Raw genomic sequence first — 15,065 nt, 5'->3', positions numbered from 1 at the left:
GCGCTCAGAACTGAATGCCCGATCGCTCGGCGACCGTATGCATGTCCTTGTCGCCACGGCCCGACAGGTTGACCAGAAGGACTTTGTCCTTCGGCAGCGTCGGCGCGAGCTTCGCGGCGTAGGCCAGTGCATGACTGGACTCCAGCGCCGGAATGATGCCTTCGATGCGACAGCAATCGTGGAACGCTTTCAGCGCTTCTTCGTCGGTGATGCTGACGTATTGCGCGCGATTGCTGTCTTTTAGCCACGCATGCTCGGGACCGACGCCCGGGTAGTCGAGGCCGGCCGAGATCGAATGCGTCTCGATGATCTGGCCGTTTTCGTCCTGCAGCAGGTACGTACGGTTGCCGTGCAGAACGCCGGGGCTGCCGCCGATCAGCGAAGCTGCGTGGCGACCGGATTCGAGCCCGTCGCCGGCTGCTTCTACGCCGATCAACTGCACCGAAGTGTCGTCAATGTACGGATAAAAGATACCCATCGCATTCGAACCGCCGCCAATGCACGCAATCACGGAATCCGGCTGGCGACCGACCAGCTCAGGCATCTGCACCTTGCATTCGTCGCCGATCACGCGCTGGAAATCGCGCACCATCATCGGGTAAGGATGCGGACCCGCAACCGTGCCGATAATGTAGAACGTGTTTTCGACGTTGGTGACCCAGTCGCGCATGGCTTCGTTCAGCGCGTCCTTCAACGTGCGCGAGCCCGATTGGACGGGCACGACCGTCGCGCCGAGCAGCTTCATGCGGTAGACGTTGGCGGCCTGGCGGCGCACGTCTTCCTCGCCCATATAGACCACACATTCCATGCCGAAGCGCGCCGCGATGGTTGCCGTCGCCACGCCGTGCTGGCCTGCGCCGGTTTCGGCGATCACGCGCGGTTTGCCCATACGCTTGGCCAGCAGCGCCTGGCCGATCACGTTGTTGATCTTGTGCGCGCCGGTGTGATTCAGGTCTTCACGCTTGAGGAAAACCTGCGCGCCGCCAAGCATTTCGCTCCAGCGCTTCGCGTGATAAATCGGCGACGGACGACCGACGAAATACTTCAGTTCGTGCTCATATTCGGCGACGAATTCAGGGTCTTTCTGATATTTTTCGTACGCTTCACGCAGCTCGTTAAGTGCGTGAACCAGCGTTTCAGCGACGAACACGCCGCCATATTGGCCGAAATGGCCTCTTTCGTCTGGCAAGTTATACATGGTGATCACTCTTCTCAGTGTGGCCCGCGATTTCCGTAGGAGAAAACCGCGTGGCCGGAATCATTCGGCGTCCGCCGCGCGCACGGCGCGGACGAATGCCGCCATCCGGGCGTGATCTTTCACGCCCCGGGCGCCCGCGACTTCGATGCCGCTCGAGACATCGACCGCGTACGGGCGCACGCGATGGATCGCATCACTGACGTTTTGCGCGTTCAACCCACCACTCAAAACGGCCCGACGCGCGAGCTCTGCTGGAATAAGTGACCAATCGAAAACCTTCCCGCCGCCGCCATAGCCTTCGACATGGGTGTCGAACAGAAGGCCGCTGGCGGCTGAATAGTTAAGCGCTGATTTTACCAAATCAGCCGGTTGAGTATCGGCTGCAACTCGCAACGCGCGCAACCAAGGCAAACCCGCAACGCCAGCAAGCGTTTCGGACTGCGCCGCAGTCTCGTCGCCGTGGAACTGCAGCAACGTCAGACCGACATTGCTGACGACCTCGCGGATCCAGTCCGGCGTGGGGTTGACGAACAGGCCCACGACCGACACGAATGGTGGCACGTCGTGCACCAGGTCGACCGCTTGCGCGATGCTGACCGAGCGCGGGCTCGGCGGATAAAACACGAGGCCGATCGCGTCGGCGCCGAGGTCGATCGCGTGGCTCACGTCTTCCGGTTTCGACAGGCCGCACAGCTTGATGCGCGTGCGATGCGGCGCGGCGGTTTGCGGCGCGCCGGCCTGGGCTTCGGTTACGAGGTTTTCGGTGCTGTTCATGATTCCGTTTGCTCGGTCCATACGGTACTCCACGGCACGCTGCCGGTGTGCGGCGCGGGCACCGCGAATTGCTCAGGATAGCCCACCTGCGCCAGATACAAACCGTCCGGCATGAAGGTCGGCGCGGCAACGTCGCGGTCGCGGCTTGCCAGCACCTCCGCCATCCATTCGGCCGGATGACGACCACGGCCGATATACACGAGGCAACCCATCAGGTTACGCACCATGTGATGCAGGAACGCGTTGGCCCGGAAGCGGAAGTGGACGAAATCGCCCTGCTGCCGGATGTCGATCTGATACAGGTGCTTGACCGGCGTTTTCGCCTGACATTGCGACGAACGGAAGGCCGAAAAGTCGTGCTCGCCGATCAGATGCGCGGCACCGGCACGCATGGCGTCGACGTCGAGCGGCGTGTGAACCCAGCCGACGCGCGCCGCCAGCATCGGCGAACGGACCGGATGGACGTAAAGCACGTAGTGATAGGTCCGTTCGAACGCGGCAAAACGTGCGTGAAACTCGTCCGGCATCGGCTTGGCCCACTGCACGGAGATGGTTTTCGGCAAGAACGCATTCGTGCCGCGCACCCATGAAACTTCCGCGCGATCGAGTTCGGTGTCGAAATGCGCGACCTGGCCGAGCCCATGCACGCCCGTATCCGTGCGGCCCGCGACGGTGATATGCACCCGCGTCCGCGCGAATTCGCTCAATGCCCGTTCGAGCTCGTCTTGCACGGTATTGCCGTGCGGTTGCGACTGCCAGCCGCAAAACGCCGAGCCGTCGTACTGAACCCCTAAAGCAATCCGCTTCACGACAACGGCGCGAGCGTCGACAGCAACGCGCGAGCCTCGGTGCGCGTGGCGGGATCGTTCGCTTCGATCACTTCGTTGATCAGCGAGCGCGCGCCGGACAGATCGCCGAGGTCGATGTACTCGGCGGCCAGATCGAGCTTGTTGCGCGCGATTCGAGTCAGATCCGCCGGCGTAAATGCCGGCAACGGCTGGGCCGGGCTCGGCGGCAATTCGAGGTCGAAGTCGAGCTTCAGCGCGCCGAAGCCTGCGGCGCCCAGACCACCCATCGAGCCGAAGCCCGAGGCGCCCAAGCCCGCGACAGCCGCGTGCCCCGCAGTGCCGACGGTGATTTCATCGGCGATATGCGGGACGTCGTCGGGATCGTGCGGCGCGAGGGCTTGCTGCGCGGTCGATTCCGGCGATGCAACCGGCTGCGCGGTCAACGACGCGGGGGCATGCAGGCCGTCGAACGGCGATTCGATACGCGGCGGGAGCGGCATGTCGAGAGCGCTGAAAGCGTCGACGGCGTCGCGCGGGAATTCGGTCGGTGCGGTGAGGGTGTGCTGCGCTTGCGACAACGGTGTTGGCTCTGAGAAGGTTGATGCGCCGTCAGGCGTTGCGGCCTGGGTCGGTTGGTGCAGTTCGTAGGACGGTTGATAGGTTGCTTCGTCGTGTGCCCGGTCCAGATGCGTCAGCGGCACGGGGGGCAACGTTGTGTCGGGGAGCGGATGCGCCGATGCGTCGGTGTAAGGCTGGCCGAATGGCGTCGGCGTGTCGCGCGGCTCGGCGAGTTGCTGAGTGAAGTCGATGGCCGGTGGCGGGACGTTCAGCGGGCTTTGGATTTCGGCCGATGCCGTTTGCGGCGCGGCCGGTGCGCTCGGCGCGGGTTCGTCATCCCATTGCAGACGATGGGCGGGCGGCTCGTGCTGGAAGGATTCGTCGACCGGTTCGAGCGGTTCGAGCGGTTCGAGCGGTGTCAGCGGCAAAGCTTCGGCACCGAGCTCGGCCGCAGCGGCGAGACTCGCGGCGGTGGTCGCGCTGTTGAAGTTTTCGCGTTCTGTTGCGGCGTGTTCTGCTGCCGCGCGCTCGGCAGCGGCTTGTTCTGATACTGCGTGTTCTGATGCTGCGTGTTCGGCCGCTGCGTGTTCGGCCGCTGCGTGTTCGGCCGCTGCGTGTTCGGCCGCTGCGAGTTCGGCCGCTGCTCGTTCTGCCGTTACGCGCTCATCCGCTGCGGCTCGCTCCGCAGCCTGTCCCGCTGCCGCACGCTCTGTCTCTGCCTGTTCCTTCGCTACGCGCTCCGACTCAGCGCGCTCCGCGGCGGCACTTTCCGCTGCCTTGCGCTCCGCTTCCCGTGCCGCCGCCTGGCGAATCTCCGCGTCACGTTCCGCAGCCTCGCGTTCAGCCTGTTCGCGCGCAGCCGCCGCGCCTTCCGCCGCCTCATGTTCAGCAGCGGCCAACGCGGCCGCATGCGACAGCGACACATCGGCGCTATCGTCAGATGTATCTCGCGCCGAACCCAGCTCGCGTGCCGATGCAACGTCGTGCGGATCATTAGCTTGAGCCGACGCCACTGTGTCGCCATCCGCTGCGCTGACCTCGGCCGCAGCGTTCGCATCGCGCTTACGTCGACGCATGCGCAAAGCCGCCAGCAGGACCACCAGCGCTGCACCGACTGCTGCCGCGATGCTCAAGCCGACCTGCGAAATACCGCCGTCATTCGACACGGTAGTCGCCACGCCGCCATGCCCCGACACGGCTGCCGCGGACGACGCACCCGCCGGCGCCACAACGCCCGTGGAAGCGGCGCGCGTCGCAGCAGGAGAGCCGCCGATGCCGTGCTTCTGCAATTCCATCAGCACGCGATTTTTCAGCGCGAGCAGCTGCTGCAAGCTGGAGACCTGCGCGCGAGGCTGCGACGCCGCTTGCGCAGCCGTCGCCGCGCTACCGGCCGCAGACGCGGAAGCGCCCGCAGCGGACTCGCTAGCCGACGGCTGAATCGACCCTGACCACTCATGCGCGCCGCTGGCCGGCGATGCCGTCTGCGAGCCCGCCACGGGCGCGGACGCAACCGCGCCGCCTGCCGTCGTGGCGCCACTACCCGGCGTTGCCGAGCCGGCCTCTGTGACCGCACTGGCGGTCCCCGGCACGGCCATAGCTGGAGCTGCAGCGTGCGCCGCAGCACTGGCCGCGCTGGCCGCTGCGGCCGCCGCGGCATTGACCTGCGCGACTGCGCTTGCCGCGCCAGTCGCTGCAGCCGCACCTGTGGCAGTGGTCGGAGCCATCGTCGCAACCGGCGCGGAAGCAGCCGCCGCCGAAGCCGAGGATGAACCCGAAGCCCCCGAAACCGTAGCCGAAGCCGCCAACACTCCCGACGCATCCAGCGCCGGGACCGTCAGCACCGCCCCAAGGCGCATCCGACTCGGATCGTGACTCATGAACGCGTTCGGGTTCGCATCGAACAGCGCTCGGGACGCGCGTGCGAGCGTCGCCCGATCGTGCGACTGCGTGACGGCGATCGCCACGTCGTTCAACGACTGTCCGGGCTTCACCGTGAGTTGCCCGCCGTTCGCATACGAAACGGACGCGGCATCCGGCGCACTCGCGGCGGCGCCGGGCGCGGCGAGCGCGCTGCTCATGCCGACGCCAGCCAGCGCGAACGTAACCGCGGCGACTGCGGCCACAGCCGCCGAAGCCGACAAGCGGCCACTGCCCTGATGAATGAACATAGCCCGAAGGGATGAGAGTCGAAGGTTCATCGGGACCCCTGGCGCGTCAGCGCGCAGCCCTTTTTTGCGGTTGGAAAGAGACAAGATAATCGGAGCACACAATGAAAAAAGCGCCGCGCAAGCGCGACGCTTCTTGAGTTTTCTACGCGTCGTGAGCGCGTAGTTTACTTTACTTGTCGAGCACAATGCGAAGCATGCGACGCAGCGGTTCCGCCGCGCCCCACAGCAACTGATCGCCGACCGTGAAAGCCGACAGATATTCGCCGCCCATCGCAAGCTTGCGCACTCGGCCGACCGGAACCGTCAGCGTACCCGTGACCACCGCCGGGGACAGATCGCGCATGGATGCCTCGCGCTCGTTCGGCACGACCTTGACCCAGTCGTTGCCCGACGCGAGGATGCTGTTCACTTCGTCCAGCGGCACGTCTTTGTTCAGCTTGATGGTCAACGCCTGCGAATGGCAGCGCATTGCACCGATCCGCACGCACAGGCCGTCTACCGGGATCGAACCCGGCGTGCCCATGGCCGGCTTGCCGAGAATCTTGTTGGTTTCGGCGCCGCCCTTCCATTCTTCTTTCGACATACCGTTGCCGAGATCCTTGTCGATCCACGGAATCAGCGAGCCGGCGAGCGGCACGCCGAAGTTGTCGGTCGGCATGCGGTCGCTGTTCATGGCCGACAACACGCGACGGTCGATGTCCAGAATCGCCGACGACGGATCCGCCAGATCTTCCTTCGCGGCGCCGTACAGCGTGCCCATTTGCTGCAGCAGTTCGCGCATGTTTTGCGCGCCCGCGCCCGAAGCGGCCTGATACGTCATGGCCGTGATCCAGTCGACGAGGTTTTCGCGGAACAGGCCGCCCAGCGCCATCAGCATCAGGCTGACCGTGCAGTTGCCGCCGATGAAATTCTTCTGGCCTTTAACCAGCGCGTTCTTGATCACGTCGAGATTGACCGGATCGAGAATGATGACCGCGTCGTCCTTCATGCGCAGCGACGAAGCCGCGTCGATCCAGTAGCCGTTCCAACCCGCCGCACGCAGCTTCGGGAACACTTCGTTCGTGTAGTCGCCGCCCTGGCACGAGATGATCGCTTCGCACTTCTTCAGGTCTTCGATGCTTGTCGCATCTTTGAGCTTGGTCTCGTTTTTGGCGAACGACGGCGCGTTGCCGCCCGCGTTGCTGGTGCTGAAAAACACCGGTTCGATCAAGTCGAAATCGCCTTCCTGTTGCATACGTTGCATCAGGACGCTGCCGACCATACCGCGCCAACCTACGAGACCTACGTTCATGACTTCATACCCTTCGAATTGGAAACTTCCCCGCATCTTTGCCCGCAGTGACCGCGCGGGGAAGATGAGCGGGCACGACGGACGATCAGCGTTTCGTGATCGTTTTCGGGGTAATCGTTTTGGTGATTGCTTTGGTGGTAATGGCGAGCTTAACCACACGGGCCGTTGTGCCGTGCGATTTCGAAATCGAGGAGATTTGAGCTACTTGTGCCATCGCTACAATATACACGAAAACCTGAATCCGGCGACGCTAAAGTCCGCCGCTATCGTCCGTATTACGCGCGAATCGGCCTGTTTCAAGGCCGATTCGCGTTTTAAAGGCCGCGTTTGAACGCGCCTGATCTCTGCCTGAACCGCGCCTGCTTTACAGCGCCGCGACCACTGCGTCGCCCATCTCAACCGTGCCGACCTGCTTGCAACCCGGCGTCAGAATATCGCCCGTGCGATAGCCCTGCTCAAGCACCTTCTTCACCGCGGTTTCAATGCGATCCGCCTGCTCCGCCTTGTTCAGCGAATAGCGCAGCATCATGGCGGCCGACAGAATGGTCGCCAGCGGATTGGCCACGCCCTTGCCGGCGATGTCCGGCGCGGAACCGTGCGACGGCTCGTACAAGCCCTTGTTGCTCTTGTCGAGCGAAGCCGACGGCAGCATGCCGATCGAGCCCGTGAGCATGGCCGCTTCGTCGGACAGAATGTCGCCGAACATGTTGCCGGTGACAACCACGTCGAACGCTTTCGGCGCCTTCACGAGTTGCATGGCCGCGTTGTCGACGTACATGTGCGACAGCTCGACGTCCGCGTATTCCTTCGAGACGTCGATCATCACGTCACGCCAGAATTGCGACGTTTCCAGCACGTTCGCCTTGTCCACGCTCGTCAGCTTTTTCTGGCGCTTTTGCGCGGCCTGAAACGCGACGTGCGCAATACGGCGCACTTCGGGTTCCGAATAACGCATGGTGTCGAAGCCTTCCTTCGCGCCTTCGAACAAACCATCCGGCGACGAACGCACGCCGCGCGGCGCGCCGAAGTAGATGTCGCCGTTCAGCTCGCGCACGATCAGGATGTCGAGCCCCGACACGATCTCTTCCTTCAACGACGAAGCGCCGGTGAGTTGCGGATAGCAGATCGCCGGACGGAAGTTCGCGAACAGTTGCAGGTGCTTGCGCAGACCCAGAATGGCCTGCTCCGGACGCAGCGCGCGTTCGAGACTGTCGTACTTCCAGTCGCCGACGGCGCCGAACAGGATCGCGTCGGCTTCCTTCGCCAGCGCCAGCGTCGAATCGGGCAGCGGGTGGCCCTTCGCTTCGTAGCCCGCGCCGCCAACCGGCGCTTCTTCGAGTTCGAACTTTTCGCCGAGTACGTTCAGGACCTTGACGGCCTCCTTGACGATTTCGGGACCGATGCCGTCGCCCGGCAAGACTGCGATCTTCATGCGAATTCCTTGAGGTTTGCTTCGAGAAAGTGGAACGCGTGCGTTAGCCGACGATGCGGTGATTCAGCCACGGCTGCTTGGTCAGGCGTTCCGCTTCGAACTGGCGAATCTTGTCCGCGTGACGCAGCGTGAGGCCGATATCGTCGAAACCGTTCAGCAGGCAGTACTTGCGGAAACCGGCGACTTCGAACGGATACGCGGCGCCGCCGTCCGACGTGCGCACAACTTGCGCCTCCAGGTCGACGGTCAGCTCGAACCCGTTAAACGCGTAGGTCTCGTTGAACAGATGATCGACTTCCTGCTCCGTCAGCACGATCGGCAGCACGCCGTTCTTGAAGCAGTTGTTATAGAAAATATCGGCGAAGCTCGGCGCGATGATCGCGCGGAAGCCGTATTGCTGCAGCGCCCACGGCGCATGCTCACGCGAGCTGCCGCAGCCGAAGTTTTTGCGCGCCAACAGCACCGACGCGCCTTGATAACGCGCCTGGTTCAGCACGAAATCCGGATTCAACGGACGCTTCGAATTGTCCTGGCCCGGTTCGCCGTGATCGAGGTAACGCCATTCGTCGAACGCGTTCGGGCCGAAACCCGTGCGCTTGATCGACTTCAGGAATTGCTTCGGAATGATCGCGTCCGTGTCGACGTTCTCGCGATCGAGCGGCGCCACGACGCCGGTGTGTACGATGAATTTATCCATGACGCTTGCGCCTGTTTCAAAAGCGGGCAATGCGCGCGGCGGCTGGAATGCCGCTCGCCGCAAAGCCGGCAACAATCAAAAACCGCTCATTTATCAGCGTGATTGCTGATCGAATTGCCGAGGTGTGACATGTCCTCGCCGAATCCGTGCACCGTGTTGCAGCCGGCCAGACCGAGCAATAGCCCAGCCAGAGTACCGAGCGCGAAACGGCGCAATAGAGTGGTGCGATTCATGTTCTTCATCTTGCGGTTTATCCAAGCTTGCGAATATCGACGAAATGCCCTTCGATGGCCGCAGCCGCAGCCATCGCGGGGCTGACCAGGTGGGTACGGCCACCGGCACCCTGACGACCTTCAAAATTACGATTCGACGTGGACGCGCAACGCTCGCCCGGATCCAGCCGGTCGGCGTTCATGGCGAGGCACATCGAGCAACCGGGTTCACGCCATTCGAAACCGGCATCGGTAAAGACCTTGTCGAGGCCTTCGCGTTCCGCTTGCGCCTTCACCAGACCCGAACCCGGCACGACCATGGCAAGGCGGATGTTCGGTGCGACGCGGCGGCCGAGTTTCTTGACGACGTAAGCCGCGGCGCGAATGTCTTCAATGCGCGCGTTGGTGCACGACCCGATGAAGATTTTATCCGGCTTGATCGACTCGATCGGCGCGTTCGGTTCGAGCGCCATGTATTTCAACGCACGTTCCATCGCGTCGCGCTTGACCGGGTCTTTTTCACGTTCCGGGTCCGGCACGCGGCCGTCCACGGCCGTGACCATTTCCGGCGACGTGCCCCAGGTGACCTGCGGCACGATCTCGGCAGCATTCAGCTCGACCACGCGGTCGAATTGCGCGCCGTCGTCCGTCTTGAACTGCTTCCAGTATTCGACCGCGTGATCCCATTCCACGCCTTCCGGCGAGAACGGACGGCCTTTCAGGTACTCGACCGTGGTGTTATCTACCGCGACCATGCCGGCGCGCGCGCCGGCTTCGATCGCCATGTTGCAGACCGTCATGCGGCCTTCCATGGACAGCGCGCGAATCGTCGAACCGCCGAATTCGATCGCGTAACCGGTGCCGCCCGCGGTGCCGATCTTGCCGATGATCGCGAGCACGATGTCTTTCGCGGTGCAGCCGCGCGGCAGCGGACCTTCGACCTTCACCAGCATGTTCTTGCTCTTCTTCTGCAAGAGCGTTTGCGTGGCCAGCACGTGCTCGACTTCGGACGTGCCGATGCCGTGCGCGAGCGCGCCGAACGCACCGTGCGTGGACGTGTGCGAGTCGCCGCAGACGATCGTCATGCCCGGCAGCGTGGCACCCTGCTCCGGCCCGATGATGTGCACGATGCCTTGACGCAGGTCGTTCATCTTGAACTGCGTGATGCCGTAGGCGTCGCAGTTCGTATCCAGCGTGTCGACTTGCAGCTTCGAAACCGGATCGGCGATGCCGTGGCTGCGGTCGGTGGTGGGCACGTTGTGGTCGGAGACCGCCAGATTCGCGCTGATGCGCCACACCGGACGCTCAGCCAGCTTCAGGCCTTCGAATGCCTGCGGGCTGGTCACTTCGTGCAGCAGATGACGGTCGATATAAAGAATCGTCGTACCGTCTTCTTCCGTGTGGATCACGTGCGTGTTCCACAATTTGTCGTAGAGAGTCTGTGCCATGGTGTATGCGGGATAGTTGACTGCGGGCTGACTGTGTCGGTCGATTATGCCACGCAGCGCTTCCCTTTGGGCCGCACATCCACGGAGAAAACCGATAAAAAACAGGGAGTTGGGTGGTAGTGGCAATACCTGTATCGACGCCACCCGGCAGCCGGGGCCGCGTCCCGGCTCGCCTCAGCGTTCGAGGTCGAATCCGAGTTGCGCGCGTCCCAGCGGCGTCAGATCGCTCTCCTGCGCGCGTCCCGTGAAGTCGGTTTCGAAGTGATCGGCGGGGAAGTCCGGCGGGCTGTCGCCGCGCAGGAAGCTCGGCAGTTGCCGCTTAAGATACGCGTCGTTTTTTGCGCACCACGGCGCGGACGCGATGTACATCACGTTGCTGTAGCCGCTGCCCCGATGCGTGTCTTCAACGGAATGCACGACGTCGCTGTGCCAGAACACGGCGTCGCCGGGTTGCATGTGAGGGATCGGCGTGACCGCCTCGAGCAGCAGGCTGTGCCACGCCGGCTGGATCGACAGCGCGCGGGCCGGTTGCGCGCCGCACAGTTCGTCGTCGGGCACGTCGTCCTGCAACGCGCGCAGGACCACGTAGGCCATCGCGCTGGCGATCGGGATCAGTTGCAGCGTGCCGTCGCCGGGGCCTTGCGGCGTGAGCGCGGTCCAGCCTTGAAACGTGCGGAACATCGAACACACCGCCGGCGAAGCAATCTCCTGCACATCGGGGCGAAACGCGGCGTCGAACGGATCGTAGGCGCGCCAGTTGCCCGACAGCACGTGCCGGTAGACCTTTTGAAAATTCGGATCGAGCCAGCGCTCGACCGACCCGCCGTCGACGTGCGGCGACAAACCCAGCGATTCCGATCCCGGCGGGCGACGGCGAATCCGGTCCGCGTAGACCGGCACTCGCTCAGGGTCGAAGTGGGTCTTGCCCTCGCTTTCCGAGGTCCACAGGCGGTTCAGAAACACCCGCGTGTGAGTCAGTTGTTCGGACTGCCGCGCGGCCGTTTGCGGCTTCGACCAGTACACGCCGTAAATCTGCGGCTTGCTGGAGGACAGGTTGCCGAAGTATTTGTCTTCGGCGCGATGCGCGAGTTTGCCGTCGAGGTTGTTGCGCTCAACGTAATCGGCGATTTCGTCGTTCCAGTCGCCCGCTTGCTGCGGGTCGAACACGCGCCGCACCACGCAGGCGCCGCGGGTCTTGATACTGGCGATCGTGCGCGGATCGACGTCGCCGGAAACGATCGACGCATAGTCGAACACCGGAATCGCTTCGCGCCCCTGCTCGCAGTCGCGTCGAATGGCGTCGACCTGCTGACGGATCGCACCTTCCACTTCGTTGAACACCTGCTTGTAGTTGGGCAACGCGGCGCGCAAAGCGCGTTTCGTGGCGCGAATCGCCTCGGGAAGATTGTCGATAACGAGCGGCATGGCGTGTCTCCTTGAATCGCTGGATCGGTTTTTGTGTGTTGACTCGCTGCCAGATTAAGGACCTTTACCAGCCCGCATGCATCTTATCCGGCCAAGTATCGATACAATTTGGACATTCGCCGTGTTTTCCCTCTCGCGGCCAGGTTGCGTCACGTGAAACCTCAATACGAACGCGTCACCATTCCCGACGGCTGTTCTGTGCGCGTTTATCATCGCCAACTCGCGCAGATTCCGTTCGAATGGCATCACCACCCGGAATACGAACTGACGCTGACCATGAATAGCCGTGGCCGCCGCTTTATCGGCGATCACAGCGCCGAATATGACGGCGACGATCTCGTGCTGGTGCCGCCGGATATGCCACACACGTGGGCCTCCGTCGAACCGATCGACCCGCGCGAGCCGCAGGTGGCGATCGTGATCTGGTTCAGTGGCGATTGGGTGCGGCGTATCGCCGATTGCTGCCCGGAGTTCGCGGCATTGCGCACGCTGCTCAGGCGTGGCGCGCCAGGGCTGCGATTCGCGAGCGAAGCCGCCGCCCTGATGCGCGGCCGCATGGATGCGTTGTTGGACGATCAGTCGCCGCGTGTGCGGCTCGGCGCGGTGCTGGAGGTGCTGGCTGACCTCTCGGATGCGGAGGCCGAGCCGCTGGCGTCACCCGTGATACATCGACAGGCGGCGCAGCCTTCGAGCGTTCGCGGTGCGCGGTCGAATCAGGGGCAATGGCCGATGGACGGGGCGCAAACAACGCAACCACCTCCGCTCGCGTCAAGCGGGCAACGTTCCAGCCTCACGCCCGCTGTCGCGCCCGGCGGCAGTGCATCAGAAGCGGAGCGCCTGAATCGGGTGCTCGATCTGTTGGACCGGCGGTTTCACGAACCGCTGCGGATCGCCGAACTGTGTTCCGTGGCAAACCTCTCGGAGCGCTCGTTGCATCGGTACTTCGTGCGGCATGTGGGCGAAAGCGTCGGACGATATCTGAACCGGCTGCGCATTGGTTACGCCGCGCGGCAATTAACCGCCACGGCGTGGCCGATCTCATTGATCGCAACGAAAGCGGGATTTCCAAGCCTCGCCCATTTCAACCGGCAATTTCTTGCGTCGCGCGGCACGACGCCCAGTGCTTATCGGCAATTCTTCGAAGCACACGGGCATGCGCCAATAGATGCCACCTCGGCTGAGCTGGACACGCGCCCCACTTCGCTGGAGCGATCAGGACGTCGATCGCAGCGCATGCCTCGTCAATGAGGTCAGGTTGCGGGTGGATCGTCTAGTGAACAGGCCGAACCGCTTTGCAGACGGCCATTGTCAACGTTGACGGGTCGGACTCTTTTGTCGTGCACCTCTGATTAGTTTCGTTAGGACCCGGCACCGTCACGGAGGCGGCGTTAGCCAGACGTGCCGTCGATCCGGGCGGCAAAGCTTCCCAGCAGATGCGGGGATCTGCCAGCAGTTCCCATTCCGGCATTAATTCGAACCCGGCGGGACAGGTTTCTCCACCTTTCGCCACTTTAGTGGTTGAAAGAAACTTGTTCCCTTGACCGATACCGTTATTGCAAAACGTGAGCGCCGGTTTTCGCTGAAGCGTTCCGTGCCAAACATTGCAGGTCACCGTGCTGAACCAGCCGTCAGCCAGGCCGATTTCTCTAACGCCGCCCGCCGAATGAGACAGCATGGAGCACAACTCCGATTGATGCGCCATTGCCTGCCTCACGTTGACCGGCGAATAATTTCCCCAGCACGCCGAGCCTTGTGGCGATTCAGAGGAAACCACCACTTCAGACGTTACGCGAGAGATTTTCTTGCATAAAGACGTTTCGGTTTGGTTAGTGCTTTTTGTTATTACACAGGGTACGTTCTCGCTTCCCGACACTACGTTTTTTCCGGCAAGTCTGGCAAAGGAATGCAACTCGAGATGCGTCGAACAGATACTCGAATCTTTCTCAATGTCTTCTGCCGTCACGAGTTGATAGCCGGTGGGACATCCGGGAACCGGGCTATTTGTCATGTGTATCGGATGCTTCGAGGTTGTGCATATTTCGCCGTTGGTTAACTCCGTATCCCGGTTATATATAATCATGCAGCTTGAATCGGCACTTTTTAGCAAGTAGCCTCCACGGGTGCGAAATTTGTCGCCCACGTCCATGCGCGTGCATAGCGATTCTTTATAGATGTCCGCGATGCTCTCCGGCATCTCCTCCCAACTTCCGTTACAGTATCCGTGCCCCGCACCATCCACAATAATATTCACCGTCGCGTAAAAATCCGCTTCCTGATTTGCGCTGCGCTCCCCTTCCAGGCATGGGCCGCCACAGGCGGTCGAACTTAAAGCCGCCAGATATCCCGTGTAGTAATCGTGGTCCATTGCTCCATTTTCGAACGGGATACATTGATCCGCCGCGGATCTTGCAGCTTCCCGCGCAGCGGGTGTGGATAGCCTTCCGCAACTGGTGTATTCCGTCCACGGTATTTCATTCCACGCTGCATGCCCCACGGGGAAATGGGCAAGCTGCGGTTGCGATCCTGGGGGCGGTAACGTGAAAGCAATATGATTGGGATTGTATTGAGGATTGGGTGTCATCGGCGTGGAAGGAGCTTCGGCCGCGGACCGCCAACCGACAACCTGATACCAATGGATTCGTCCCATTGCGGCCCATTCATTCTCCGCACGCAGCACAGGGTCTAGAAACCTTCCAAGACTGGCGTTGACGTCGATGAAATTGGCCGTCGGCCGGATCGTGTAGACATAACCGGTCCGAAAACCTCCCCCGTGGTCCCACAACCAGCGGTAAGCCCGAATAAAATCACTGCTCGTGGCAACGTAACCTGAATAGTCATTGTCCGGCCCGGCATGTCCGGTTGCGTGATTGAAGAGACTCATGTTGGCAATCGTTCCGGGACGCGATGTGTCGACGCCCCTCGCAACGAATCCGCCTGCGCGTCTTACTTCGTTTGGCGTGCGCGTGTCAGCCCGATAAACCAGATCCGGTATTTGCGCTGGCTGCGCAACGACATTTCCGATTGCACAAAATAGCAGCACGCATAAAGCGCCAACGCTCGCCGATATCCTCATA

The 15,065-nt window shown here is 62.4% G+C and carries 12 protein-coding genes; 1 reads left to right on the top strand and 11 read right to left on the bottom strand.

All coding sequences use genetic code 11. The features are described from left to right. Positions 1 to 4: 4 nt before the first annotated feature. From trpB to FA94_RS35825, 10 genes are all read right to left on the bottom strand, one after another. A complete protein-coding gene (gene trpB, locus FA94_RS35870) occupies positions 5 to 1,198 on the bottom strand; it encodes a tryptophan synthase subunit beta (RefSeq protein ID WP_035561023.1) in 1,194 nt (397 codons plus the stop codon). A gap of 60 nt (positions 1,199 to 1,258) precedes the next feature. Beyond that, positions 1,259 to 1,972, bottom strand: coding sequence for a phosphoribosylanthranilate isomerase (locus tag FA94_RS35865; RefSeq protein WP_035561022.1), 714 nt, complete (start codon positions 1,970 to 1,972; stop codon positions 1,259 to 1,261). Next, a complete protein-coding gene (gene truA, locus FA94_RS35860; protein WP_035561019.1) occupies positions 1,969 to 2,781 on the bottom strand; it encodes a tRNA pseudouridine(38-40) synthase TruA in 813 nt (270 codons plus the stop codon). Before truA ends, FA94_RS35865 begins: the two co-directional genes overlap by 4 nt. Further along, positions 2,778 to 5,516 (bottom strand): motility hub landmark protein FimV, encoded by a 2,739-nt coding sequence (locus FA94_RS35855; protein ID WP_035561016.1) that lies wholly within the window; start codon positions 5,514 to 5,516, stop codon positions 2,778 to 2,780. Before FA94_RS35855 ends, truA begins: the two co-directional genes overlap by 4 nt. Before the next feature lie 139 nt (positions 5,517 to 5,655). Then, a complete protein-coding gene (gene asd, locus FA94_RS35850; protein WP_035561014.1) occupies positions 5,656 to 6,777 on the bottom strand; it encodes an aspartate-semialdehyde dehydrogenase in 1,122 nt (373 codons plus the stop codon). A 364-nt stretch (positions 6,778 to 7,141) separates the two neighbouring features. Beyond that, positions 7,142 to 8,209, bottom strand: coding sequence for a 3-isopropylmalate dehydrogenase (gene leuB, locus FA94_RS35845; RefSeq protein WP_035561011.1), 1,068 nt, complete (start codon positions 8,207 to 8,209; stop codon positions 7,142 to 7,144). 43 nt (positions 8,210 to 8,252) lie between these two features. Continuing rightward, positions 8,253 to 8,906: a 3-isopropylmalate dehydratase small subunit gene (gene leuD, locus FA94_RS35840; protein WP_035561007.1), complete on the bottom strand. Its 654-nt coding sequence runs from the start codon at positions 8,904 to 8,906 to the stop codon at positions 8,253 to 8,255. 86 nt (positions 8,907 to 8,992) lie between these two features. Further along, the gene (locus FA94_RS35835; protein ID WP_035561004.1) at positions 8,993 to 9,148 is read right to left on the bottom strand and encodes an entericidin A/B family lipoprotein; all 156 of its coding nucleotides are present in this window, start codon (positions 9,146 to 9,148) and stop codon (positions 8,993 to 8,995) included. A gap of 8 nt (positions 9,149 to 9,156) precedes the next feature. Then, positions 9,157 to 10,566, bottom strand: coding sequence for a 3-isopropylmalate dehydratase large subunit (gene leuC / locus FA94_RS35830; protein WP_035561001.1), 1,410 nt, complete (start codon positions 10,564 to 10,566; stop codon positions 9,157 to 9,159). 174 nt (positions 10,567 to 10,740) lie between these two features. Then, on the bottom strand, positions 10,741 to 11,991 hold the full coding sequence (locus FA94_RS35825; protein ID WP_035560999.1) for a DUF1479 domain-containing protein: 1,251 nt from the start codon (positions 11,989 to 11,991) through the stop codon (positions 10,741 to 10,743). A gap of 153 nt (positions 11,992 to 12,144) precedes the next feature. Between FA94_RS35825 and FA94_RS35820 the strand changes: the two genes are divergently transcribed. Then, positions 12,145 to 13,239: a helix-turn-helix domain-containing protein gene (locus tag FA94_RS35820; RefSeq protein ID WP_035564033.1), complete on the top strand. Its 1,095-nt coding sequence runs from the start codon at positions 12,145 to 12,147 to the stop codon at positions 13,237 to 13,239. Positions 13,240 to 13,261: 22 nt separating this feature from the next. Here FA94_RS35820 and FA94_RS38395 read toward each other — a convergent pair whose 3' ends face one another. Then, positions 13,262 to 15,064, bottom strand: coding sequence for an enterotoxin A family protein (locus FA94_RS38395; RefSeq protein ID WP_197070276.1), 1,803 nt, complete (start codon positions 15,062 to 15,064; stop codon positions 13,262 to 13,264). Between the last annotated feature and the right edge of the window lies 1 nt (position 15,065).

This window comes from Burkholderia sp. 9120, from assembly GCF_000745015.1.
GTDB lineage: Bacteria > Pseudomonadota > Gammaproteobacteria > Burkholderiales > Burkholderiaceae > Paraburkholderia.
Note: the sequence above shows the minus strand (reverse complement) of the source record. Positions and strands in the feature narration are given on the sequence as shown.

What these genes read in the sequence shown, in the direction of transcription:
- trpB (WP_035561023.1), bottom strand. Translation starts at nt 1,198, where the DNA reads ATGTATAACTTGCCAGACGAAAGAGGCCATTTCGGCCAATATGGCGGC.
- FA94_RS35865 (WP_035561022.1), bottom strand. Translation starts at nt 1,972, where the DNA reads ATGAACAGCACCGAAAACCTCGTAACCGAAGCCCAGGCCGGCGCGCCG.
- FA94_RS35855 (WP_035561016.1), bottom strand. Translation starts at nt 5,516, where the DNA reads ATGAACCTTCGACTCTCATCCCTTCGGGCTATGTTCATTCATCAGGGC.
- asd (WP_035561014.1), bottom strand. Translation starts at nt 6,777, where the DNA reads ATGAACGTAGGTCTCGTAGGTTGGCGCGGTATGGTCGGCAGCGTCCTG.
- leuB (WP_035561011.1), bottom strand. Translation starts at nt 8,209, where the DNA reads ATGAAGATCGCAGTCTTGCCGGGCGACGGCATCGGTCCCGAAATCGTC.
- leuD (WP_035561007.1), bottom strand. Translation starts at nt 8,906, where the DNA reads ATGGATAAATTCATCGTACACACCGGCGTCGTGGCGCCGCTCGATCGC.
- FA94_RS35835 (WP_035561004.1), bottom strand. Translation starts at nt 9,148, where the DNA reads ATGAAGAACATGAATCGCACCACTCTATTGCGCCGTTTCGCGCTCGGT.
- leuC (WP_035561001.1), bottom strand. Translation starts at nt 10,566, where the DNA reads ATGGCACAGACTCTCTACGACAAATTGTGGAACACGCACGTGATCCAC.
- FA94_RS35825 (WP_035560999.1), bottom strand. Translation starts at nt 11,991, where the DNA reads ATGCCGCTCGTTATCGACAATCTTCCCGAGGCGATTCGCGCCACGAAA.
- FA94_RS38395 (WP_197070276.1), bottom strand. Translation starts at nt 15,064, where the DNA reads ATGAGGATATCGGCGAGCGTTGGCGCTTTATGCGTGCTGCTATTTTGT.